Origin of the sequence: Xanthomonas sp. DAR 34887 (genome assembly GCF_041245805.1) — a bacterium.
Lineage (GTDB): Bacteria > Pseudomonadota > Gammaproteobacteria > Xanthomonadales > Xanthomonadaceae > Xanthomonas_A > Xanthomonas_A tesorieronis.
The window spans coordinates 1218747-1242504 of the sequence record NZ_CP162490.1 but is presented as its reverse complement, the minus strand read 5'-3'; the positions used below and the strand labels follow the sequence as shown (position 1 = coordinate 1242504).

At 67.3% G+C, this 23758-nt stretch carries 14 protein-coding genes; 8 read left to right on the top strand and 6 right to left on the bottom strand.

Annotated elements, in window-relative coordinates; all coding sequences use genetic code 11:
* Positions 1 to 6: 6 nt before the first annotated feature.
* The gene (locus AB3X08_RS05290; protein ID WP_369936744.1) at positions 7 to 6012 is read left to right on the top strand and encodes a GLUG motif-containing protein; all 6006 of its coding nucleotides are present in this window, start codon (positions 7 to 9) and stop codon (positions 6010 to 6012) included.
* A gap of 174 nt (positions 6013 to 6186) precedes the next feature.
* Here AB3X08_RS05290 and AB3X08_RS05285 read toward each other — a convergent pair whose 3' ends face one another.
* A complete protein-coding gene (locus AB3X08_RS05285; RefSeq protein ID WP_369936742.1) occupies positions 6187 to 8208 on the bottom strand; it encodes a sensor histidine kinase in 2022 nt (673 codons plus the stop codon).
* A gap of 117 nt (positions 8209 to 8325) precedes the next feature.
* Between AB3X08_RS05285 and AB3X08_RS05280 the strand changes: the two genes are divergently transcribed.
* Positions 8326 to 9009 (top strand): response regulator transcription factor, encoded by a 684-nt coding sequence (locus tag AB3X08_RS05280; protein ID WP_369936740.1) that lies wholly within the window; start codon positions 8326 to 8328, stop codon positions 9007 to 9009.
* A gap of 168 nt (positions 9010 to 9177) precedes the next feature.
* On the opposite strand, the gene AB3X08_RS05275 is transcribed toward AB3X08_RS05280, so the two are convergent.
* Together AB3X08_RS05275 and AB3X08_RS05270 are read right to left on the bottom strand one after the other, a co-directional pair.
* A complete protein-coding gene (locus AB3X08_RS05275) occupies positions 9178 to 10182 on the bottom strand; it encodes a class I fructose-bisphosphate aldolase (protein WP_369936739.1) in 1005 nt (334 codons plus the stop codon).
* Positions 10183 to 10471: 289 nt separating this feature from the next.
* Positions 10472 to 11929 carry an efflux transporter outer membrane subunit gene (locus AB3X08_RS05270; RefSeq protein WP_369936737.1) on the bottom strand — a complete coding sequence of 486 codons (1458 nt, stop codon included), beginning with the start codon at positions 11927 to 11929 and terminating at the stop codon, positions 10472 to 10474.
* 87 nt (positions 11930 to 12016) lie between these two features.
* Here AB3X08_RS05270 and AB3X08_RS05265 point away from each other — a divergent pair, with 87 nt between their 5' ends.
* The 6 genes from AB3X08_RS05265 to AB3X08_RS05240 all read left to right on the top strand — a co-directional run bounded on the left by AB3X08_RS05265 (position 12017) and on the right by AB3X08_RS05240 (position 19841).
* Complete coding sequence (locus tag AB3X08_RS05265; RefSeq protein WP_369936736.1) at positions 12017 to 12634, top strand: TetR/AcrR family transcriptional regulator; 618 nt, start codon at positions 12017 to 12019, stop codon at positions 12632 to 12634.
* Positions 12635 to 12712: 78 nt separating this feature from the next.
* Positions 12713 to 13819, top strand: coding sequence for an efflux RND transporter periplasmic adaptor subunit (locus tag AB3X08_RS05260; protein WP_369936734.1), 1107 nt, complete (start codon positions 12713 to 12715; stop codon positions 13817 to 13819).
* Positions 13816 to 16884, top strand: a complete 3069-nt coding sequence (locus AB3X08_RS05255; RefSeq protein ID WP_369936733.1) for an efflux RND transporter permease subunit — start codon at positions 13816 to 13818, stop codon at positions 16882 to 16884. Before AB3X08_RS05260 ends, AB3X08_RS05255 begins: the two co-directional genes overlap by 4 nt.
* Positions 16885 to 16923: 39 nt before the next feature.
* Entirely contained in the window at positions 16924 to 17730 is an 807-nt protein-coding gene (locus tag AB3X08_RS05250) for an oxidoreductase (RefSeq protein ID WP_369936732.1), read from the top strand.
* 19 nt (positions 17731 to 17749) lie between these two features.
* Positions 17750 to 19225 (top strand): DHA2 family efflux MFS transporter permease subunit, encoded by a 1476-nt coding sequence (locus AB3X08_RS05245; protein WP_369936730.1) that lies wholly within the window; start codon positions 17750 to 17752, stop codon positions 19223 to 19225.
* Between the two features lie 244 nt (positions 19226 to 19469).
* A complete protein-coding gene (locus AB3X08_RS05240) occupies positions 19470 to 19841 on the top strand; it encodes a PaaI family thioesterase (RefSeq protein ID WP_369936728.1) in 372 nt (123 codons plus the stop codon).
* A 208-nt stretch (positions 19842 to 20049) separates the two neighbouring features.
* Here the strand turns inward: AB3X08_RS05240 and pyk are convergent, their stop codons facing one another.
* The 3 genes from pyk to AB3X08_RS05225 form a co-directional block, all read right to left on the bottom strand.
* Positions 20050 to 21516, bottom strand: a complete 1467-nt coding sequence (pyk, locus tag AB3X08_RS05235) for a pyruvate kinase (RefSeq protein WP_184411916.1) — start codon at positions 21514 to 21516, stop codon at positions 20050 to 20052.
* Positions 21517 to 21718: 202 nt separating this feature from the next.
* Entirely contained in the window at positions 21719 to 22360 is a 642-nt protein-coding gene (locus tag AB3X08_RS05230; protein WP_369936726.1) for an HAD-IA family hydrolase, read from the bottom strand.
* Positions 22357 to 23535: a phosphoglycerate kinase gene (locus AB3X08_RS05225; RefSeq protein ID WP_369936724.1), complete on the bottom strand. Its 1179-nt coding sequence runs from the start codon at positions 23533 to 23535 to the stop codon at positions 22357 to 22359. The genes AB3X08_RS05230 and AB3X08_RS05225 overlap by 4 nt, the downstream gene beginning before the upstream one ends.
* Positions 23536 to 23758 lie beyond the last annotated feature (223 nt).

The following is a 23758-nucleotide window of genomic DNA, read 5'->3' as shown; positions in this document are numbered from 1 at the left end:
ACCACCATGAACCGCATTTACCGCCTCGTTTTCAACCGCAATCTCGGCGTGCTCCAGGTCGCCTCCGAAGTCGCCGCCGGCCATGCCGGCGGCGGCAGCGCCGGCGCCGCGCGCCTGGCCGCGCCGCTGCTGCCGTTCGCGCTGGCCTGCGCGCTGGCAGCGCCGGCCCACGCCGGCGGCGTGCCCTCGCTGTCCAGCGCCACCGGCGCCAGCGTGTCGCAGAACGGCAGCACGCTGCACATCGACCAAAACGCGGCCAAGGCCGTGCTCAACTGGAACAGTTTCAACATCGGCAAGGACGCCAGCGTGGTGTTCGTGCAGCCGTCCAGCTCGGCGGTGGCGCTCAACCTGATCGACGCCAGCCACGGCGCCAGCACCATCAACGGCAGCCTGCGCGCTAACGGCAACGTGTTCCTGATCAACTCGGCCGGCATCCTGTTCGGCAGCACTGCCAAGGTCAACGTCGGCGGCCTGGTCGCCAGTTCGCTCGGCCTGGCCGGGGACGACGACAATGCCTATGTGCTGGCCCGCGGCGACCACGCCGCCGCCAGCGTGGTCAACCGCGGCAGCATCACCGCCAACGGCGGCGGCTCGGTCAACCTGGTCGGCAACCACGTCGCCAACAGCGGCGCGATCGCCGCCGAGAACGGCGCCATTCGCCTGGTCTCCGCCGACCAGGTCAAGGTGACCATGGATACCGCCGGTGCGATCGGCCTGCAGCTCGTCGCCGCCGCCGGCTCATCCGCCGATGGCACGGAGGCAGCGGTGGAGAACAGCGGCAGCCTGCGCGCCGGCAACGGCCAGATCCTGCTGCAGGCCGCCAGCAACGGCCTTTCCGACCTGCTGATCAACAACACCGGCACCATCGAGGCCTCCGCCATCGACACGTCGGGCGGCAGCGTCAGGTTCGTCGCCAGCGGCGGCGCGATCGCCAGCAGCGGCAGCATCGACGTCTCCGGCACCAGCGGCGGCAGCGTGCAGCTGCTTTCCGATGCCGCGGTGAACGTGGGCGGCCGCATCGATGCCAGCGGTGCCACCGCCGGCGGCAGCATCCGCATCGGCGGCGGCTACCAGGGCGGCGAGAACCTGCTGCAGGCCAGTTCGGCCACGGTCGCCAGCGGCGCGGTGCTCGATGCCAGCGCGACCGGCGCCGGCAACGGCGGCTCGGTCGTGGTCTGGTCCAATGGCCACACCGCGGTGCATGGCGCGCTGGCCGCCAACGGCGCCGGCAACGGCAACGGCGGCCTGCTCGAAACCAGCGGCCACACGGTGGACTTCTCGGGGATCGCGGTCGGCGCCAAGGCGGCCGGCACCGGCGCGGCCGGCACCTGGCTGGTCGACCCGGAAGACCTCACCGTGGACAGCGCCGCCGCCGGCACCATCGGCACCGCGCTGGACGGCGGCACCAACGTCACCTTGATCACCACCAGCACCACCGCCAGCGGTCCCGGCAGCGTGACCAGCGGCGGCAACGGCGACATCAACGTGAACGCGGCGATCAACTGGGGCGGCAACACCACGCTGACCCTGGATGCCTACCACGACATCAACCTCAATGCGGCCATCACCGCGACCGGCGACAGTGCCGGCCTGGTGCTGAACTACGGCGGCTACACCGCCAACGGCGCCGCCACCGGCGGCACCGACTACCGCGTCAATGCCCCGGTCACGCTCGGCGGCAGCAACGCCCAGCTGCACATCAATGGCGATGCCTACACGTTGCTGCACTCCATGAGCGACCTGCAGAACGTCGTGGGCAATACCGGCAACTATGCCTTGGCCGGAAATCTGGATGCCGGCGGAACCACGTATGGAGCGCCGATCATGGCGCGCACGGCCTCGGGCGAGTTCAGCGGCACGTTCGCCGGCCTGGGCCACACCATCGGCAACCTGAACATCGCGTCCGGGAACAATTACGTCGGCCTGTTCGGCTATGTCGGCACCGCGACCATCCGCGACCTCGGCCTGGTCAATGCCACGGTCTCCGGCAACAACTACGTGGGCGCGCTCGCCGGCAGCAGCAGGGCCACGGTCAGCAACGTCTACGCCAGCGGCAGCGTCAGCGCCGCCAACTACGTCGGCGGGCTGGTCGGCTACAACCCCGACGGCACCATCACCGCCAGCCATTCCACCAGCGTGGTGAGCGCGACCGGAACGTATTTCGGCGGCCTGGTCGCCTACAACGGCGGCAGCATCAGCGATTCCTACGCGACCGGCAATGTCGCCGGGGCCTACCGCTACGCAGGCGGGCTGGTCGGATACAACATCGGCAGCGTCAACGCGTCCTACGCCACCGGCACCGTCTCCGGCCAGGCCTATGTCGGCGGCCTGGCCGGCTATAGCGCCGGCCCCCTCACCAACGTCTACGCCACCGGCAATGTCTCCGCCACCGGCAACAACGGCGGCGGCCTGGTCGGGCAGAGCGTCGGCAGCCCGATCAGCGGCGCCTATGCGACCGGCAACGTCAGCGCGACCTCGGAGGTGGGCGGCCTGGTGGGCTATACCTATCAGTCGGCCATCGACCACGTCTACGCGACCGGCACGGTGACCGCCACCAATTCCTCGGCCGTCTCGGTCGGCGGCCTGGTCGGCTACCACCGCTACAACTCGAGCCTCAGCAATGCCTACTGGGACGCGGGCAGTTCCGGCCAGGCCAACGCGATCGGCTACAGCTTCGAGAATTCGACGTCGTCCAATGTCGCCAGCATCGCCAGCGGCAGCCGCTACGCCCATTCCAGCTACGGCGCGCTGGGCACCTGGTCGCTGGTCGGCGGCACCAGCGACGTCTACGTGGCCACCGACAGCAACGGCACTGCGGCCTGGATCATGATCGAGGGGCAGACGCGCCCGTTCCTGGCCAGCGAGTACAGCACCCACATCGCCAACGCCCATCAGTTGCAGTTGATGGCGTACAACCTGTCGGCCAACTACACCGTCTCCGACGACATCGATGCCAGCCAGACCTCCGGCAGCAATGTCAGCGGCATGTGGAGCAGCGCCGGCTTCGATCCGGTCGGCGACACCACCCACGTCTTCAACGGCAGCCTCGACGGGCGCGGGCACACGGTGAGCGGCCTGCGCATCGCGCGCAGCGCCGAAAACAATGTCGGCCTGTTCGGGGTGACCGGCAGCGGCAGCACGATCCGCGACCTCGCGCTGAGCAACGGCAGCATGTCGGGAACGGCGTATGTCGGCGGGCTGGTCGGCCAGAATGCCGGCAACATCAGCGGCGTCTCCACCGTCGGCACCGTGACCGGCACCGGCAACTTCGTCGGCGGCCTGGTCGGCTACAACACCGGCGGGGCGATTTCCGGCTCGCAGACGGACGGCAGCGTGGTCGGCAGCGGTGGCGCGTACAGCGGCAACTACGTCGGCGGACTGATCGGCAGCAACAACGCCGGCGCGATTTCCGCCTCGTCCTCGAGCAGCACGGTGTCCGGCGGTAGCAGCGTGGGCGGCCTGGTCGGCAACGACTACCAGGGCACGTACGACAACGTCCATGCCAACGGCAACGTGACCAGCACCAGCGCGACCACCGGCAACAACGTCGGCGGCCTCGTCGGCAGCGCGACCCAGAGCACCATCTTGAATGCGCATGCCACCGGCGACGTCACTGCGACCACCGCGAGCGCGGGCGGCCTGGTCGGTCTTGCGGCGTCCAGCAGCATCCACAACGCTTATGCCCGCGGGCATGTGTCCGGAACCAAGAGTATCGGCGGCCTGGTCGGCCGCAGTTCCGGCACCGCGATCGACAACGTGTATGCGACCGGCGCCGTGACCGGCAGCACCTACGATACCGGCGGACTGGTCGGCAGCCTGTCCGGCGGCAGCCTCGAGTCGGCCTACGCCACCGGCAACGTGTCGGGCGGAAGCTATGTGGGTGGACTGGTCGGCTACAACGATTCGGCGACCGTCGCCAGGGTCTACGCCACGGGCAACGTCTCCGGCGACGACTACATCGCCGGGCTGGTCGGCTACAACGACGAGGGCAGCATCGCGACCGCCTACGCCACCGGCACCGCGACCGGCGACATGTATGTCGCCGGACTGGCCGGCTACAACTACAACGGCACCATCGCCAACACCTACGCCAGCGGCAATGCCGCCGGCAACGCGTATGTCGGCGGCCTGGTCGGGGTCAACTACAACAACACCATCAGCGACTCCTACAGCACCGGCAGCGTGTCCGGCAGCAACGCGGTCGGCGGCCTGGTCGGCTCCAATTCCAACGGCACCATCGCCGCCAGCTTCTTCGCCACCACCGATGCCGGCGGCAACGCGATCAATGCCGGCCTGAACATCGCCGGCAACGCGGGCGGCAGCATCGACGGCTACAGCGGCGGCAGGACCTGGACCCAGCTGACCACGTTGTCCACCTTCACCGATGCCGGCTGGAACATCGACGACAAAGGCGGGACCGGCCTGGCCTGGCGCATCTACGACGGCGACACGACCCCGTTGCTGCGCAGCTTCCTGCAGACGCTCACCGTCAGCGCCAACGTCTCCGGCGCGGACAAGACCTACGACGGCGCGGTCGCCAGCGGCACGGTGTCCGGCTACACGACGTCCGGCAACGTCGACAGCAGCCTGCTGTTCGGCTCGTCGCTGGGCTACTCGACCACCGGCAAGAACGCGGGAACCTACTCGACCGGCAACGGCGGCCTCACTGTCGGCGGGCTGTATTCCAGCCAGCGGGGTTACGACATCGCTTACTCGTCGACCGGCAGCGTCACCATCGCCCAGGCGTCGCTGACGGTCACCGCCTCCAGCGGCAGCAAGACCTACGGCACCACCGCCAACCTCGGCGGCTACAACGTGTCCGGCCTGGTCAGCGGCGACGCGGTCTCCGGCGTCACCCTGAGCAGTGCCGGTTCCGGCGCCGGCGCAGGCGTCGGCCGCTATGCCATCAACGCTTCCGGCGCGACCGGCGCGGGCCTGTCCAACTACGTCATCAGCTACGTCGACGGCAGCCTCAGCGTCGATCCGGCCACGCTGCGCATCGTCGCCACCGACAGCAGCAAGACCTACGGCAGCGCGGTCGGCCTGACCGGCTACAGCGTCTCCGGCCTGGTCAATGGCGATGCGGTCTCCGGCGTCACCCTGAGCAGTGCCGGTTCCGGCGCCGGCGCAGGCGTCGGCCGCTATGCCATCAACGCTTCCGGCGCGACCGGCGCGGGCCTGTCCAACTACGTCATCAGCTACGTCGACGGCAGCCTCGGCGTCGATCCGGCCACGCTGCGCATCGTCGCCACCGACAGCAGCAAGACCTACGGCAGCACGGTCGGCCTGACCGGTTACAGCGTCTCCGGCCTGGTCAATGGCGACGCGGTCTCCGGCGTCACCCTGAGCAGCGCCGGTTCCGGCGCCGGCGCAGGCGTCGGCCGCTATGCCATCAACGCTTCCGGCGCCACCGGCGCGGGCCTGTCCAATTACGTCATCAGCTACGTCGACGGCAGCCTCGGCGTCGATCCGGCGACGCTGCGCATCGTCGCCACCGATGCCAGCAAGACCTTCGGCAGCACGCTCAATCTGAGCGGCTACAGCGTCTCCGGCCTGCTCAACGGCGATGCGGTGTCCGGCGTTTCGCTGAGCAGCACCGGTACGGCGGCCGGCGCCGCGGTCGGCCGCTATGCCATCAACGCTTCCGGCGCCACCGGCGCGGGCCTGTCCAACTACACCATCAGCTACGTCGATGGCCTGTTGACCGTCCTGGCCGCGGGCGGGGAGACCACGCCCGGCATCGACTTGGGCACTTCGACGGTGCAGGCGATCAACAGTTCGGTGGCGGCGAGCGCATGGAGCGGCGATACCGGTTCGGCGCTGCCGAACGATCCGCAGGCCAGCGACGAGGTCGCCAGGGAACTGGCGGCCAGCGCCCAGCCCCAGGGCGGCGGCGCCGTGTCCGGCAACGGCTCGATCATGATCGTCGACGGTGGCGTGCGCACGCCGGCATTCGCCTGCAGCCAGGGCGGGTCCAGCGTGCCGGCGGAAGCCTGCATCATCCAGCAATAGCCGATGCATGCCCCAGGACGCCGGGTTGCGGCGTGCTGGGGCGTGGCGCCGCCCTTGCGGCGCTGGAGCGGCCGCTGTTCGCCGACGCTCGAAGCGAGCCGTGCAGGCACGCCTGAGTCGGCAACGGATCGGATGCCCCGGCGCGCTGGGATGCGCACGCCCGGCAGTACCGCCTCAGGGATCGGGCGCAGGCAACGACAGCGACATCGCAATCGGCGTGTCCGCACGTCGCGGCAGCAGCAGCACGAAGCGGATGGACGAGCCGGACGCTTCGCCGGCCAACCCGACCCAGCCGCCAAGCCGTTCGGCGATCCTGCGCACCAGATAGAGGCCGAGTCCGGCGCCGAACGTGTTCCCCGCGTTCGCGCCGCGATAGTACTTCTGGAACAGCCGCTCCCGATCTGCAGGTGCGATGCGCTCGCCAGGATTGGCGATTTCCACCCGCACTCCCTCGCCGCGACCGCGCACGCGGATGCCGATCGATTCGCCCTGCGGGCAATGGCGGTCGGCATTGGCGATCAGATTGCGCAAGGCGACCCGCAACAAGCCGGCGTCGGTGAACAGGCTGTCGTCGTCGATCTGGTAGTCGCAGACCACGCGCTGCGGCGGGAAGTCCCGGCACAACTCGTCCAGCATCGCGCGCAACGCGCAGTGCTGCAGCCGCAATTGCGAGCTGGTTTCGCCCATGCGGTCTTCGGCGAGGTACTCGTCCACCAGCGCCAGCAGCCGTTGCGCGGCATTGCGGATATTGCCGCAGCGCACGCGATTGCGTTCCGGCGGCGCCTCCAGCTTGCGCGCCAGTTGCTGCGCCGATGTCATGATCACCGCCAACGGCGTGCGGAACTCGTGCGACACCATCGCCACGAAGTCGCGCTGCTCCTGCATCACCCTGCGCTCGGTGTCCAGCGAGGCGCGCAGTTCGTCCTCCAGCGACTGCCGCCGGCGTATCTCGCTGCGTAGTTCGGCGGTGCGCAGCGCCACCTCGCGCTCCAGCTGCATGCCGTGCCGGCGCGCCAGTTCCGTGGCGGCATTGGCATGCCGGCGCTCGCGGATGCGCCGTTGCCGCTCGTAGCGGCCGATGATGAAGAAACTCATCAGCGTCATGTGCAGCATGGTGCCGAGCGTGGTGGCGTACTGGGTCCACGCATTGAGCGGGACGATTCCCAGGTTGCGCAGGAATCCGAGCGCCACCCCCAGGTAGAACGGAAAGAAGGCCAGCACGAAGAACAGCGCCGGCGGATAGCGTCGCCACAGCAGGCCCAGCGCCACTGCCGTCAGCAGCACGATCTCCAGCAAGGCCAGCGCCTGCACCGGTCGCATGCCCCAGGCGTAGCGGCCAGCGAGTACGCACCCCGCGCAAAGCAGTGCGACCGTCCACAGCAGGCGCGAACTCCAGCGCACGAATCCCGGACGAAACGCGCGCAGGTTCAATTGCCGGCTAGCGACCTGGAACCCCACCGGCAGGCTGCAGGCGATGCTGATGCCCAGCAGGCTGTCGCTCCACGCCACCGGCAATCCCGAGACCTGCTGCACCAGGCCGATCGACATCGCTTCGTTGAGCACGCAGCCGCCGAGGTAGGCGACGAACAGCCCGCTCATGCGCGCGCGCGTGGCGATCCAGAACAGCAGATGCAGGCAGAGCAGCAGCAGGTAGAAGCCGAAGTACAGGCCGAACTCAAGTCCCTCGCGCCGCGACTGGTTGTCGAACGGCAGCCGCTGCCAGACATCCAGGCGAGTGACCAGCGCATTCTTGCTCCGCAGCCGTACCAGCACCACGTAGTCGCCGGGATGCGACGGCGCGAACGGGAACACCGGGCTGCGGTAGTCCACCGGCCAGTCGCGCCGCCGCACGTTCTCGCCGCTGTGGCCTAGTTCGCGCCAGGCGCCGCCATCGACGCTGGCGTAGGCCTGCGCATCGTCGATCACGGCATTGCTCAAGCGCAGCATCCAGCCTCCCGGCGGTACGCGCTCGACCCGCAGCGGCAGCCGCAACCACACGGTGCCGGGCGTGAAACCCGCATTGAGGCCGGCAGGCAACCGGGTCCAGCCGGACGCCGAGGCGGCCTGGCGGGCATCCAGCCGGTGGTGCGGATCGTCCAGGCGCTGCAGGTATCCGCTGGCGTCCTGGTAGTCGGCCGTCAGCGGCAACGCGGCCGTCGGCGACCGCGCCGGTTCCGCGCCCAGACCCGCATTCATCCCCAGTACCAGCCATGCCGCCACGAGCCAGCGAAGACAGTCCGCCATCATTTGCTGTACCGCACGGTCGCCAACCGATTAAGTTACAGCAAACGACGATGCACGAGGATCTGCGCGATGGCCGAGGTGATCTTGCTGGAGGACGAGCCGGTATTGCGCGAGGAGCTCGGCGAGTTCCTGCAGGATCTGGGGCATCTTGCGACATGCGTGGCCAGTATCGGCGAGTTTCGGCAGCGATTCGATCCGCTGCGCCACGCCATGGCGGTGATCGACGTGGGCCTTCCCGACGGCAGCGGGCTGGAGTTGATCGGCGACCTTCGCCGCGCCGGCCACCGCCTGGGCATCGTGGTGTTCAGCGCGCACAACACCGGCGGCGATCGCATCGCCGGCCTGGACATCGGTGCGGACCACTACCTGGGCAAGGGTGCCGACCTGGACGAACTCGCCGCGACCCTGGCCTCGCTCGGCAGGCGCCTGGCGCTGCAGCCGCCGCCGGCGCGCTGGATCCTGGAGATGGCGGCGGCACGCCTGAACGTCCCCGATGCGCCGCCGGTGCCGCTCTCGCACCAGGACCTGCTGGTGCTCGGCTGCCTGATGCGCCACGCCGGCGAGAGCGTAGGCCATCGCGAGATCGCCGAGGCGCTCGGCGTGAACTTCCTGGACCACGATCGCCGCCGGCTGGACACGCAGATGTACCGGCTGCGGCGGCGCGTGGAAGAGATCAGCGGGCGGCCGCTGCCGGTGAAGACGCTGCGCAATAGCGGCTACCGCTTTCATGCGCCCGCGGCGCTGAAACCCTGAGTGCGTGCCAGGCGTTGCTGCGCCGACAGGGTCGTTCCGGAGCGTCGCTCCTACCCTCATCCGGCACGTCCCCCCGAAATGCGGCCATGCTCGCGCAGCGGGAAGGAGAAGCGGAAACGAAAAACGCCGGCGCTGCCGGCGTTTTTCGTAGCTTCCTTGTGGCTGGACTCAGCCCTGCCACTTGCCCAGTGCGGCCAGGCCGTTTTCCTTGGCGCGCTCGTAGACCACCTGCTGCGCCTTGGCGAAGTTGCCCTTCATGTCCTGCGACCACAGCTTCAGCGCGGCCTGCTGCATCGCGCGGCCGTAGGAGAAGCTCAGCGGCCACGGCAGAGTGCCGAGCTGGTTCATCGCATTGAGATGCGCGGTGGACTGCTCGTCGGTCTGGCCGCCGGACAGGAACACGATGCCCGGCAGGATCGCCGGCACGGTGCTCTTCAGGCACATCACGGTGGACTCGGCCACTTCCTCGACGCTGGCCTGCTCGTCGCAGCCCTTGCCGGCGATGACCATCGAGGCCTTCAGGATGGTGCCTTCCAGCACCACGTTCTGCTCGTACAGCGCGCCGAACAGCGAACGCAGCGTGGCTTCGGTGACTTCGTAGCACGTCTCGATATCATGGTCGCCGTCCATCAGCACTTCCGGCTCCACCATCGGCACCAGGCCCTGCTCCTGGCACAGCGCGGCGTAGCGCGCCAGCGCGTGCGCGTTGGTCTCGATGCACACGCCCGACGGGATGTCCTCGCCGATGGTGATCACCGCGCGCCACTTGGCGAAGCGCGCGCCGAGCTTGTAGTACTCCTCCAGGCGCGCGCGCAGGCCGTCCAGGCCTTCGGTGATCAGCTCGCCGGGCATGCCCGCCAGCGGGTGCGTGCCCTTGTCGACCTTGATCCCGGGAATGATGCCGTGCTCGGCCATGTACTTCGGGAACGGCACGCCGTCCTTGGTCTTCTGGCGGATGGTCTCGTCGTACAGGATCGCGCCGGAGATGTGATCGCTCAGCTTCGGCGTGGTCAGCAGCAGCTCGCGATACGCGCGGCGGTTCTCCTCGACATTCTCGATGCCGACGCTGGCGAAGCGCTTGGCGATCGTGCTGGTGGATTCGTCGATGGCGATGATGCCCTTGCCCGGGGCGACCATCGCCTGTGCGGTTTCGGCAAGCTGTTCGATGCTCATGGAATTCCTATGGCACGGGGGGAAACCCGAAGTATATCGCGGCAAACGCTACCGATTCCTTCACGGAATGCCTGCAACCGTTTCCATCCGGTAGACGCAAACTGCGACGCTGGACGCAGCGCCGCATGCACGCACGCGGCGCGGACAAGAAGAAGCGGTGTCGCGCGTTCATTGGAACCGAGCGGATGGCCGTAAGCCCATACCGGCCGCTGGGTCTCCCCCACCCTGCACTGCGGCACGTCGCCCAAGACCGCGTTGGCGCCGCGCCGAGCCACCGGATTGCCGAACCTCAGCGAGCCGCCGTTGCGTCCGAAGGCGTTGACTGCCAGCCGCCGCCAAGCGCCCTGAACGCGGCGACGGCAGCGCGCGCCGACTCGGTCTGCGCCTGCGCCCTCGCATCCGACGCCTGCAACAGCGATGCGTCGGCGTGCAACACGTCGATCAGGCTCGCGGCCCCTCGCCGATAGGCCGCGAACGAGGACGCCCTTGCGCGAGAAAGCGCGAGCTCGCCTTGCGTCAACGTCGCGGCCTGTTCGCCGCGATTGGCCAATGCCGAAAAAGCGTTCTCGACATCCTCGGTCGCGCGCAGAACGGCCTGGCGGTACGCGGCCAATGCCTCGGCATCGCGTCCCTTCGCCAGATCGATCTGCGCATTGATGCGGCCGAAGTCGAAAAGACGCCACCTCAGCCCCAACACGGCCGACGTCTGGCTCGCGCCGCTGGTGAACAGATTGTCGCTGGAAATCGCCGTGGCGCTTCCCAGCAAACCGCTCAGCGAGAACTTGGGGTAATACTCGGCGATCGCCTCACCAATCCGGGCGTTGGACGCAACCAGCCGGCGTTCGGCCACGATCAGGTCGGGGCGCCTGTGCAGAAGATCGGCCGGCGAGCCCGTCTCGCCGATCCGCGGCGTTGCCGGAATCGGGACGACAGTTTCGAGTTCGGGGCGATGCGTGCCTGGAGGAACACCCAGCATCACGTCCAATGCATTCATCGACGCATCGAGACCTGCCTGCAGAACGGGAACCGTCGCTTGCACCTGCGACAACGCCCCCTCCGTCTGCCGGACCTGGTACTCGGCAGCCAGTCCCTTGCCGTAAAGCAGACCGACCTTGGTCAGCAGATCTTGTTGGGTCTTGACTTGCTGCCGGGCAATGCCGAGGCGGGCCTGCAAGCCGCGAATGGTGACGTAGATGTCCGCTGTCTGCGCAGCGACCGCCAGGCGTGTCGCAACGGCCCCGGCCTGCGAGGCCTGGTAGTCGGCCAGTGCCGCTTCGCGGCCGCGCCGCAGGCCTCCGAAAACATCCAGCTCCCAGCTCGCACCCAGATCGGCTTCGTAGGCATTTCCCCACCTGTCGTATCCGGGCGTGGACGCGAGCACTTGTCCCAGCGGGGTTTCGACCGACTGGCGGGCGCGAGCCGCCGAGCCGTCGATCGCCGCCGACGGAAGCAAGGCCGCATTGGCGGCGCCAAGCCCGGCGCGCGCCTGGCTGACGCGGGCAGCGGCCTGTGCCAGGTCGAGGTTCTGTTCCAGCGCCAAGGAGACGAAGTGGGCGAGCAGCGGATCGTCGAACCCCTGCCACCACGCCGCCAGTTCGGAGGCAGATGGGCCACGCCCTGGTTCGGCCGCCCGCCCAATGTAATGGCTCGGGAGGGGCGCATCCGGGCGGCGATAGTCCGGGCCTGCCGCGCAACCGGCCATCAGGCTGGCGCAGAGGAACAGCGCAAAGGAGCGACGTGGAAACATGATGATCCTTGGGAGATGGCACGCTGTGACCATAATACGAAATGGTCACTCATTGTCAATCATGGACGCCGGCAGTAAGCTGACCCGATGACGAAAGCACACACTCCCGCGCCCCAACTTCGGGGGCCTTCGGATCATGACGTCCGCGCTCAGATCGTCGAGGCGGCGACCGAATATTTCGGCCGCTACGGCTATGAGAAAACCACCGTTTCCGATCTGGCGAAGGCGATCGGCTTCTCCAAGGCCTACATCTACAAGTTCTTCGATTCCAAACAGGCGATCGGCGAGGTCATCTGCTCCAATCGCCTGAGCATGATCATGGCCGCTGTCGACGAAGCCGTCGCCGACGTTCCCGCCGCTCCCGAGCGACTGCGCCGGGTATTCAAGACATTGGTGGAGGCCGGCAGCTATCTGTTCTTCCACGACCGCAAGCTCTACGACATCGCCGCGACCTCGGCCGGCGAGTCCTGGCCGTCGGTTGGCGCATACGAAGACCGCCTCAAGGCCATGGTGCTGCAGATCGTGCGCGATGGCCGCCAAGCCGGGGAATTCGAGCGCAAGACGCCGCTGGATGAAGCGGTCAATGCCATCTACCTGGTCATGCGCCCCTACATCAATCCGCTGCAGTTGCAGCACAACCTGGACAACGCGGCCGAGGCGACGGCCCAGCTATCCAACCTGATACTGCGCAGCCTGGCACCGTAATCCGGATGTTGTGACTATTGACTGTATTGGTCACAAGTATAAGATGGGAACACTTTCTCCTCGCCCAGAAGGGTTCCCATGTTCCGGCGCCAGCTCGCTTCGTATGCCGTCTGTCTGTTGCCGCTTGCCCTGACGGCATGCGGTAACGGCCACTCTTCCGATCCGCGTACGGAGGCTCCGCTGGTCCGGGTCGGGGCCGTCGAGGGCGCCTCCGCCACGTCTCGAGCGTTCACCGGGGTGGTGGCGGCCCGGGTTCAGAGCGACCTGGGCTTTCGCGTCTCTGGCAAGGTGCTGGAGCGCCTCGTCGATACCGGGCAGACCGTCAGGCGCGGCCAGCCGCTCATGCGGATGGACCCCATCGACCTGGGGTTGCAGGCTCAAGCGCAACAGGAAGCGGTGGCCGCGGCGCGAGCGCGTGCGAAGCAAACCGCCGACGATGAGGCGCGCTACCGCGACCTGGTCGCCGAAGGCGCTGTTTCGGCCTCTGCATACGATCAAATCAAAGCCGCAGCCGACTCGGCGCGAGCACAACTCAAGGCCGCCGAGGCGCAAGCCGGCGTCGCCAGGAACGCGTCGGGCTATGCGCTCCTGCTTGCCGATGCAGATGGCGTCGTGGTCGAGACCCTCGCCGAGCAGGGGCAGGTGGTGAGTGCCGGGCAGCCGGTCGTGCGCCTTGCCCGGGCCGGCCAGCGCGAAGCCATCGTGCATCTGCCGGAAACGCTGCGACCGACCGTTGGATCGCTTGCGCAAGCGACGTTGTTCGGAAATCGGCAGGCCGCCGTATCGGCAAAACTGCGGCTGCTCTCCGACGCGGCCGATCCCGCAACGCGTACTTACGAGGCCAGGTATGTGCTAGAAGGTGCGCTGGCGCAGGCGCCGCTGGGCGCCACCGTCACCGTCGACATTCCCGACGGCACGCACGCCACGGCATCGCTGAAGGTCCCGATCGGCGCGTTGTTCGACCCAGGCAAAGGGCCGGGCGTGTGGGCCATCGAAGGCAAGCCTGCAAAAGCGGTTTGGCGCTCCGTCCAGGTGCTGGGCCTGTCGGACGAAGCGGCGCAGGTGAAAGGCAATCTCAAGGTCGGCGACCAGGTGGTCTCACTCGGTGCGCATCTGCTTCGCGAAGGCGAGGCCGTCAGGCCGATAGGCCAAGGCGAAGCGATGCCTGCCGGAGATCGTCCATGAGCGAAGGGCGCTTCAATCTTTCGGCGCTTGCGGTACGCGAGCGTTCCGTCACGCTGTTCCTGATCTTCCTGGTCTCGGTGGCGGGCATCCTCGCGTTCTTCAAGCTCGGCCGCGCGGAAGACCCGCCGTTCACGATCAAGCAGATGACCGTCATTACCGCCTGGCCGGGCGCAACGGCGCAGGAAATGCAGGATCAAATCGCCGAACCGCTGGAAAAGCGCCTGCAGGAATTGCGCTGGTACGACCGCGCGGAAACCTACACGCGCCCCGGCCTGGCCGTCACCATGATTTCCCTGCGCGACAGCGCGCCGCCCGCGGCGGTCCAGGAGGAGTTCTATCAGGCGCGCAAGAAGCTGGGGGACGAGGCCAAGAAACTGCCTGCCGGCGTCATCGGCCCGATGCTCAACGACGAGTATGCGGATGTGACCTTCGCGCTGTTTGCGCTCAAGGCCAAGGGCGAGCCGCAGCGCCGACTGGCGCGCGATGCGGAGGCGCTGCGCCAGCAGTTGCTGCACGTTTCAGGGGTGAAGAAGGTCAACATCATCGGCGAACAGCCAGAACGTATCTTCGTCTCGTTCTCCCACGATCGCCTGGCCACGCTGGGCGTCACTCCGCAAGACATCTTCGCCGCGCTCAACAGCCAGAACGTGCTGACGCCTGCAGGCTCCATCGAGACGCAGGGGCCGCAGATCTTCGTTCGCGTCGACGGCGCGTTCGACGACCTGGAGAAGATCCGCCAGACCCCGGTCATGGCGCAGGGCCGGACGCTGAAGCTGTCGGATGTGGCGACCGTCGCGCGCGGCTATGAAGATCCGGCCACCTTCCTGGTGCGCAACAACGGAGAGCCGACGCTGTTGCTGGGCGTGGTGATGCGCGACGACTGGAATGGGCTCGATCTCGGCAAGGCGCTCGAGGCGGAAGTCACCAAGATCAATACCGGGTTGCCGCTGGGCATGACGCTGAGCAAAGTCACCGACCAGGCCGTCAACATCAGCTCGGCGGTGGACGAGTTCATGGTCAAGTTCTTCGTCGCCCTGCTGGTGGTGATGGTGGTGTGCTTTCTCAGCATGGGCTGGCGGGTCGGCATCGTGGTCGCGGCCGCCGTGCCGCTGACGCTGGCGGCCGTGTTCGTGATCATGGCGGCCACCGGCAAGAACTTCGACCGCATCACGCTGGGCTCGCTGATCCTGGCGCTGGGCCTGCTGGTGGACGACGCCATCATCGCCATCGAAATGATGGTGGTGAAGATGGAGGAAGGCTACAGCCGCAGCAAGGCCTCCGCCTACGCCTGGAGCCACACCGCGGCGCCGATGCTTTCCGGCACGCTGGTCACGGCGATCGGCTTCATGCCCAATGGCTTCGCCCGCTCCACGGCAGGCGAATACACCAGCAACATGTTCTGGATCGTCGGCATCGCCCTGATCGTGTCCTGGGTAGTGGCGGTGGCGTTCACGCCGTACCTGGGCGTGAAGTTGCTGCCGGATATCAAGAAGGTCGAGGGCGGGCACGAAGCCATCTACAACACCCGCAACTACAACCGCTTCCGGCAGGTGCTCGCGCGCGTCATCGCGCGCAAGTGGCTGGTCGCCGGCGCCGTGGTCGGCACGTTCGTGCTGGCTGTGGTCGGCATGGGCCTTGTCAAGAAGCAGTTCTTCCCGACGTCCGATCGGCCGGAGGTGCTGGTCGAAGTGCAGATGCCATATGGCACCTCCATCGCGCAAACCAGCGCGGCAACGGCGAAGCTGGAAGCCTGGCTGGCGAAGCAGCAGGAAGCCAGGATCGTCACGTCCTACATCGGCCAGGGCGCGCCACGCTTCTTCCTGGCCATGGCGCCCGAACTGCCCGACCCGGCGTTCGCCAAGATCGTGGTACTCGCCGGCGACGACAAGGAGCGGGAAGCGCTCAAGTTCAGGCTGCGCCGGGCGGTGGCCGACGGGTTGGCGCCCGAGGCGCGGGTGCGCGTCACCCAGATCGTGTTCGGCCCGCCCTCGCCGTTTCCCGTCGCTTACCGCGTGATGGGCCCAGACCCGGACAAACTGCGCGCGATCGCAAACGAAGTCGAAAGCGTGATGCACGCCAGTCCGATGATGCGCACCGTCAACACGGATTGGGGTCCGCGCGTTCCGACCCTGCACTTCACGCTCGATCAGGATCGACTCCAGGCTGTCGGGCTGACCTCCAATTCCGTGTCCTTGCAGTTGCAATTCCTGCTCAGCGGAGTGCCGCTGACCGAGGTGCGCGAGGACATCCGTTCGGTGCAGGTGGTTGGCCGCGCGGCCGGCGCTACCCGCCTGGATCCGGCAAAGATCGCCGCCTTTACGCTGGTCGGATCGGCGGGTCAACGCATCCCGCTGTCGCAGGTGGGCAGCGTCGATGTGCGCATGGAAGATCCCATCCTGCGCCGTCGCGACCGCACGCCGACCATCACCGTGCGCGGCGACATCGCCGAAGGATTGCAGCCGCCGGACGTTTCCACCGCGGTCTTGAAGCAGTTGCAACCGATCATCGAGACGCTTCCTTCCGGCTACCGGATCGAACAGGCCGGCTCGATCGAAGAGGCCGCCAAGGCCACCACGGCGATGCTGCCGCTGTTCCCGATCATGATCGCGCTCACCCTGCTCGTCATCATCCTGCAGGTGCGATCGATCGCGGCGATGGTCATGGTCTTCGCCACCAGTCCGCTCGGCTTGATCGGCGTGGTGCCGACCTTGCTGATCTTCCAGCAACCGTTCGGCATCAATGCGCTGGTCGGCCTGATCGCGCTGTCGGGCATCCTGATGCGCAACACGCTGATCCTGATCGGGCAGATCCATCACAACGAACAGGAAGGACTGAGTCCGTTCAATGCGGTCGTCGAAGCCACCGTGCAGCGCGCAAGACCGGTGATATTGACGGCGCTGGCCGCGATCCTGGCCTTCATCCCGCTGACCCATTCGGTGTTCTGGGGAACGCTGGCCTACACGCTGATCGGTGGCACGCTCGCGGGGACGATTCTGACGCTGGTGTTTCTGCCAGCCATGTATTCCATCTGGTTCAAGATCAAGCCAGTTCCTTTGCATCACTGATCATCCCTCGCACCAATTCAACTCACCAAAGGAACCGCCATGGAAAATTCCAAGGTCGTTGTCATCACCGGCGTGTCCTCGGGCATCGGGCGCGCCGCCGCAGCGAAATTTGCTGAACTTGGCTGCCAGGTATTCGGAACCGTGCGCAATGCCGAAAAGGCACAGGCGATCCCCGGCGTTGCGCTCGTCGAGATGGATATTCGGGACGCCGCGTCGGTTCAACGCGGCATCCAGACCATCATCGCCCAAGCCGGCCGTATCGACGTGCTGGTCAACAGCGCGGGCGTGACCTTGCTCGGCGCAACGGAAGAAACGTCGATTGCAGAAGCTCAGGCGTTGTTCGACACCAACCTGTTCGGCGTGTTGCGCACGATCCAGGCGGTGCTGCCGCACATGCGTGGGCAGCGTTCCGGCCGAATCGTCAACATCAGCTCGGTGCTGGGCTTTCTGCCCGCACCCTACATGGCGCTCTATGCAGCCTCCAAGCACGCCGTCGAAGGCCTCTCGGAAACCCTGGATCACGAGCTACGCCAATTCGGGATTCGCGTGGCGCTGGTCGAGCCGTCCTTCACCAAAACCAACCTGGATCTCAACGCGCCACAGACAACGTCCAGGATTGCCGACTACAGCAGCGAGTTCGCTGTCGTCTCCCAAGCCATTCGGAAGAATGTTCAGAACGCACCCGATCCCGAGGGCGTCGCCAGCACGATCCTCGATGCGGCGTTGGGAACCTGGAAGATGCGCCGCACGCCCAAGGGCGAGGCCTCGCTGTTGGCCAGGTTGCGCCGATTCCTGCCAGCTGGCCCGGTCGAAAAAGGCCTGAGAAAGACCTTCGGATTGGCCTGAGGCGACGCGACGAACTGCCATGCAACGCGCGGAAAACGATCGGAACAACTCCTTGGCCTACTCGAACAGCCAAGCCTTGCCCAGCGAGCCGCCCGACACCGCGTCACCGTGGCCGGTGTTCTGGGTGGTGAGCATGGCGGTGTTTCTTGTCTCGATGGACGGCACGATGTTGTTTGCCGCCTTCAGCGCCTTGCGGGCCGGGTTTGCGCAGGCCACCGCAGCGGACCTGTCGTGGGTGATCAATGCTTACACCGTGGTCTATGCCGCGATGCTGATTCCCTCGGGCGGATTGGCAGACAAGCATGGACGCAAGAAGATATTCCTGCTTGGCGTCGCGCTGTTCTTGGCGGCCTCCGTTGCCTGTGGCTTGGCCACCAGCGTGCAATGGCTGGTCCTTGCCCGAAGCCTGCAAGCCATGGGCGCCGCATTGCTCACGCCCGCATCGCTTTCGCTTGTGCTGGCGGCATTCCCGCTCGGCAAGCGAGCCGTCGCGGTCAGTCTATGGGGTGCTGTCGGCGGCCTGGCTGCGGCCGTCGGCCCCAGCATGGGGTCGTTCGTGATCGCCTCGCTTGGCTGGCAATGGGCGTTCTATCTGAATGTGCCTTTGGGGATTTTCTCCATCTGGCGCGGTGCGGCGCTGCTGCGCGAATCCAGGCAGCCAACCACAAAGCGCCCGCTGGATGTGGTGGGCATGTGCCTGCTCGTCGTCGGCATCGGCACGTTGGCGTTGTCCATCGTGCAAGCGCAGTCGCCGAACTGGTCGCAGCAGGCACTGCTGTCGGCTGCGGGCATCGGACTGGCGAGCATCGTCGGGTTCGTCGTTTGGGCGAGGATCGCCCCTGCTCCACTGGTCGACTTGCGTCTGTTTCGCAATGCGACCTATCGCTACGTCAATCTGGCAACGTTCAGCTTCGGCATCGCGTTCTCGATGATGTTTTTCGCGTTCTTTTTCTACATGAATGCGATCTGGAAATATCCATTGCCGCTGGCGGGCGTGGCGATGGCGCCGGGGCCGCTGATGGTCGTTCCGGCGGCGGCGCTCTCGGGCCGGGTGGCAGGCCGACATGGACACCGCCCGTTACTGGTGGTGGGCTGCCTGATCTATGCGGCCAGCGCCGTGTGGTTCTTGCTGGTGCCTGGCACCGAACCGGCCTATGTGACGCAGTGGCTGCCCGGCATGCTGTTGAGCGGGATCGGGGTCGGCATGGTCATGCCGTCGCTGTCCGGGGCCGCGGTCAGCCGCTTGCCGGCAGAGCACTACGCCGTCGGCGGTGCCGTCAACCAGGCGGTACGGCAAATCGGCTCGGTCATGGGAGTGGCGCTGACCGTGCTGCTGCTCGGCAGCGGCAGCTTGCAGCGTGCCGACTTCGACGCGATCTACCTGTGGCACATGAGCCTGGCGCTGATCACCGCGCTGCTGTGCCTGCCCGTGCGCACATCGCCCGCAGCCATCGCCACATCCCGCCCGCTGCAAGCGAGTCCGGAAAAACCGTAGGAAACGTCGTGCCGGAGCACTGTCTGCTGCCGGCATATCCCTGTCACGTTCGCAAACACGATCGCCGGAGGCAACCGATGGATTCCCTATCGAACAATGACTGGCTGGCCCAGCACGAAGCAGCATGTCGGCGCGCTCTTGCCGGGGGCGGCAATCCCGGTCTTGCGCGAATCGAGCAGATCGCCGGAAAACCGGACGTGACATCCTCGAGGCGATGATGTCCGGCGAACTCCCGTATCCTCCGATGAACGACACGATGAACATGACCCTGCTGGAGGTGGATGATGGCCGCGCCGTGTTCCAGGGTATTCCGTTGCTCCGGCACTACAACCCGTTAGGCACGGTCCACGGCGGCTGGTTTTCGACGCTGCTTGACTCGGCGCTTGGCTGCGCGGTGCAAAGCACGCTGGCAGCGGGGCGTTCGTACACGACGGCAGAGCTGAGCATCAACATCGTGCGTCCGGCCTCGCACCAAACCGGGCCGTTGCGCGCGGTCGCCAAGATCATCCACGCTGGCCGCCGGATTGCCACGACCGAGGCGCGTGTCGAAGACGAAAGCGGAAAGCTCTACGCGCATGCGACCACGACCTGCGTGATATTCGACATGCACCGATAGCGGACAAACGCTGTACGCATGTACGTATCGCCAACCGTCGAGTTTGCGCCTCGTCTCGGCCCGCTCGATCAAACCCTGCATCGACAGCCCGAGCGCATACCTGCGCGTGGTCCAGCGAAGTACTGCGCTGGAGCCGGGATAAAAAAACCGCGCACTGCCCAGGCAGGCAGCGCGCGGTCGGTGGGCCGGCGTGGCGACGCCGGCGCGGTTACAGCTCGCCCAGGCCGCTGGCGCGGCCGTCGGGGCCGACTTCAAGCAGGCGCAGGGTGTTGGTCGCACCGTGCGTTTCCATGTGCTCGCCGCTGGTGAACACCACGCGGTCGCCGGGGCCCATGCGCTCGGCCTCGACCAGCAGGCGGATCGCCGCACGCGCCGCTTCGCGCGGGGTCAGGCCGCGGCTGTCGAAGTTGATCGGGAACACGCCACGCATCATCGCCATGCCGCGGCGCGCGCCGTCGTGGCGGGTGAACGCGTAGATCGGCATCTTCGAACGGAACCGCGACAGGAAGCGCGGGGTGCCGCCGGATTCGGTCAGGGTGACCACGCCGCTCAGGCCGATGTGCTCGGACAGGAACATCGTCGCCATCGCGATCGCCTGGTCGGCGCGCTCGAGGTTGCGCTGCGCGGCCTCGAAGTCGGTATCCATCTCGAACTGGCGCTCGGCGCCCAGGCAGATCCGCGCCATCGCCTGCACCGCCTTGACCGGGTAGGCGCCGGCGGCGGTCTCGGCCGACAGCATCACCGCATCGGTGCCGTCGATCACCGCGTTGGCCACGTCCAGCACCTCGGCGCGGGTCGGGATCGGGTTCTCGACCATCGACTGCAGCATCTGCGTGGCGGTGATCACCACTTTGTTCTGCGCCAGCGATTCCTTGATGATCTTCTTCTGCAGGCCCGGCAGCTCGGCATCGCCGATCTCCACGCCCAGGTCGCCGCGCGCGACCATCACCACGTCGCTGGCCTCGACGATCTCGCTCAGGTTCTCGATCGCCTCGGTGCGCTCGATCTTGGACACCAGCGCGGCGTTGCAACCGTGTTCCTGGGCGATGCGGCGCGCGTCGTGCATGTCCTGCGCATTGCGGCAGAACGACACCGCGATGAAATCCACGCCGATCTTGGCGACGATGCCGATCAGTTCTTCGTCGCGCTTGGTCAGCGCGCCCAGCGACAGGCCACCGCCCTGCTTGTTCAGGCCCTTGCGATCGGACAGCACGCCGTCGTTGAGCACGGTGTTGACGATGCGCGGGCCGTCGACCTCGACCACCTGCAACTGCAGCAGGCCGTCGTCGAGCAGCAGCACGTCGCCGGGCTTGACGTCGTTGGGCAGGCCCAGATAGCTGACGCCGACCTCGTTTTCGTTGCCGGCCGGCGCATTGGCGTCGGCGACCAGGTCGAAGCGCGCGCCGGCCTTCAGCGACACCTTGCCGGCGGCGAAGCGCTCGATGCGGATCTTCGGACCCGGCAGGTCGGCGAGGATGCCCACTTCGCTGCCCACGCGCTGCGCGGCGGCGCGTACTTCGGCGGCGCGCTTGGCCTGGCCGGACGGGTCGCCGTGGGAGAAATTCAGGCGCACGACGTTGACGCCGGCGCGGAACAGGTCCTCGAGCACGCCGGGCGGATCCGTGGCCGGGCCGAGGGTGGCGAGAATCTTGGTGCGGCGCTGGCGTTCGATCATGATACGTCGTTCCCTGGAAAAGCCGTCAAAACTAGCACAGGCGCCCCTGCGACAGGATGGCGAATCGGAATAGGCCACCGCGAATTCATGCATGTCTTGCAGACAGTGCGGGACAGTATGTGGACTCGCAGCCGCACCGCCCGGCCCACGGCGGCGCTCCCGCTTTCACCAATCCCCAATCCCGACTCCCCAATCCCCGCCGTCAAGCCACCAAGCCCGGCAACTGCGCCGGCACCTGCGCCAGCGCGCTGGCGCCGGCCTGGCGCAGCTCCGCCTCGTCGCCGAAGCCCCACAGCACGCCGATGCTGCGCATGCCGTGGTGGTTGGCGCCTTCGATGTCCATGCGCCGGTCGCCGATCATCACGCACTGCGCCGGCTGCAGCGACAGCCGCCGCAGGGCCTCGGCGATCAGGTCCGGCTTGAAGCGGCGCTGGCCGTCCTCGCTGGCGCCGACCACCTCCTCGAAATGCGCGGCGAACGGCAGCGTCTCGACGATGCGCCGGGCGAAACGCTCGTTCTTCGAGGTCACCACCGCGAAGCGATGGCCGGCCGCGGCCAATGCCTCGACCGCCGCACCGATCTCCGGAAACACCGTGTGCTCGCGCCAGCCGCGCTCGTCGTAGCGCTGGCGGTACAGCGCCAACGCCTGCTCGACCACGGCCGGATCGTCGAAATGCGCGTGGAAGCTGTCGCGCAGCGGCGGGCCGATCCAGGCGCGCAGCGCGTCCGGCCCCGGCACCGGCTGGTGCAACTGCTCGAACGCATGCGCGATGCTGCCGACGATGCCGATCTCCGAATCGACCAGGGTGCCGTCCAGGTCGAAGAACAGGGTGGGCGCGCTCACGCGCCGCGCGCCTGCAGGGCGGCCACCGCCGGCAGGGTCTTGCCTTCCAGGAACTCCAGGAACGCGCCGCCGCCGGTGGAGATGTAGCTGACCTGCTCGGCGATGCCGTACTTGTCGACCGCGGCCAGGGTGTCGCCGCCGCCGGCGATGGAGAACGCAGGCGAGGCGGCAATGGCGCGCGCCAGGGTTTCGGTGCCGTGACCGAACGCGTCGAACTCGAACACGCCGACCGGGCCGTTCCACACCACGGTGCCGGCCTTGGCGATCAGCTCGGCGTAGTGCGCCGCGGTCTGCGGGCCGATGTCCAGGATCAGGTCGTCGTCGGCGACGTCGGCCAGCGCCTTCACCGTGGCCTCGGCATCGGGCAAGAACTGCTTGGCCACCACCACGTCGGTGGGCAGCGGGATCGCCGCGCCGCGCGCATTGGCGTCGGCGACGATCTTGCGCGCGGTGTCGAGCAGGTCCGGCTCGCACAGCGACTTGCCGACCGGATGGCCGGCCGCGGCGATGAAGGTGTTGGCGATGCCACCGCCGACGATCAGCTGCTCGACCTTGTTGACCAGATTCGACAGCAGTTCCAGCTTGGTCGAGACCTTGCTGCCGGCGACGATCGCCAGCAGCGGCTTGGCCGGGTGCTCCAGCGCCTTGGCCAGCGCGTCCAGCTCGGCCATCAGCAGCGGGCCGCCGGCTGCCACCGGGGCGAACCGGATCACGCCGTGGGTGGACGCCTGCGCGCGGTGCGCGGTGCCGAACGCATCCATCACGAACACGTCGCACAGCGCCGCATATTTCTTCGCCAGCGCCTCGTCGTCCTTGCCCTCGCCGACGTTCATGCGGCAATTCTCCAGCAGCACGATCTGCCCGGGCTGCACCTCCACGCCGTCGACCCAGTCGCGCAGCAGCGGCACCTCGGTGCCGAGCAGCGCGGTCAGCCGCGCGGCGACCGGCGCCAGCGAATCGGCCTGCGTCCACACGCCTTCCTTGGGCCGCCCCAGGTGCGAGGTCACCATCACCGCCGCGCCCTGTTCCAGCGCGCGCTTCAGCGTCGGCACCGAAGCCAGGATGCGCTGCTCGGACGTGATCTGGCCGTTGTCGTCGATCGGCACGTTGAGGTCTTGCCGGATCAGCACACGCTTGCCGGACAGGTCGAGGTCGGTCATTCGCAGGATGGGCATTGTCGGTTGCTCGCTATCGTGGGGTTGCTGAGGAAAGAGGATGCGGTGCGCAGCCTGGGCGCGGCGGTCGGAACGCCCGCTTTAGGCGCGCTGGCGCCAGCGCGCGCGGGCGGGGCCGAGGCGGCCATTGTCCGGTGTCGGCCGCGCAGCGGCAAATCGAGACATCGCGCAGCGGGTGGCGCAGCGCAGCGGCCCGCGCAAAACCCCGCGCGCATCGAGGCTC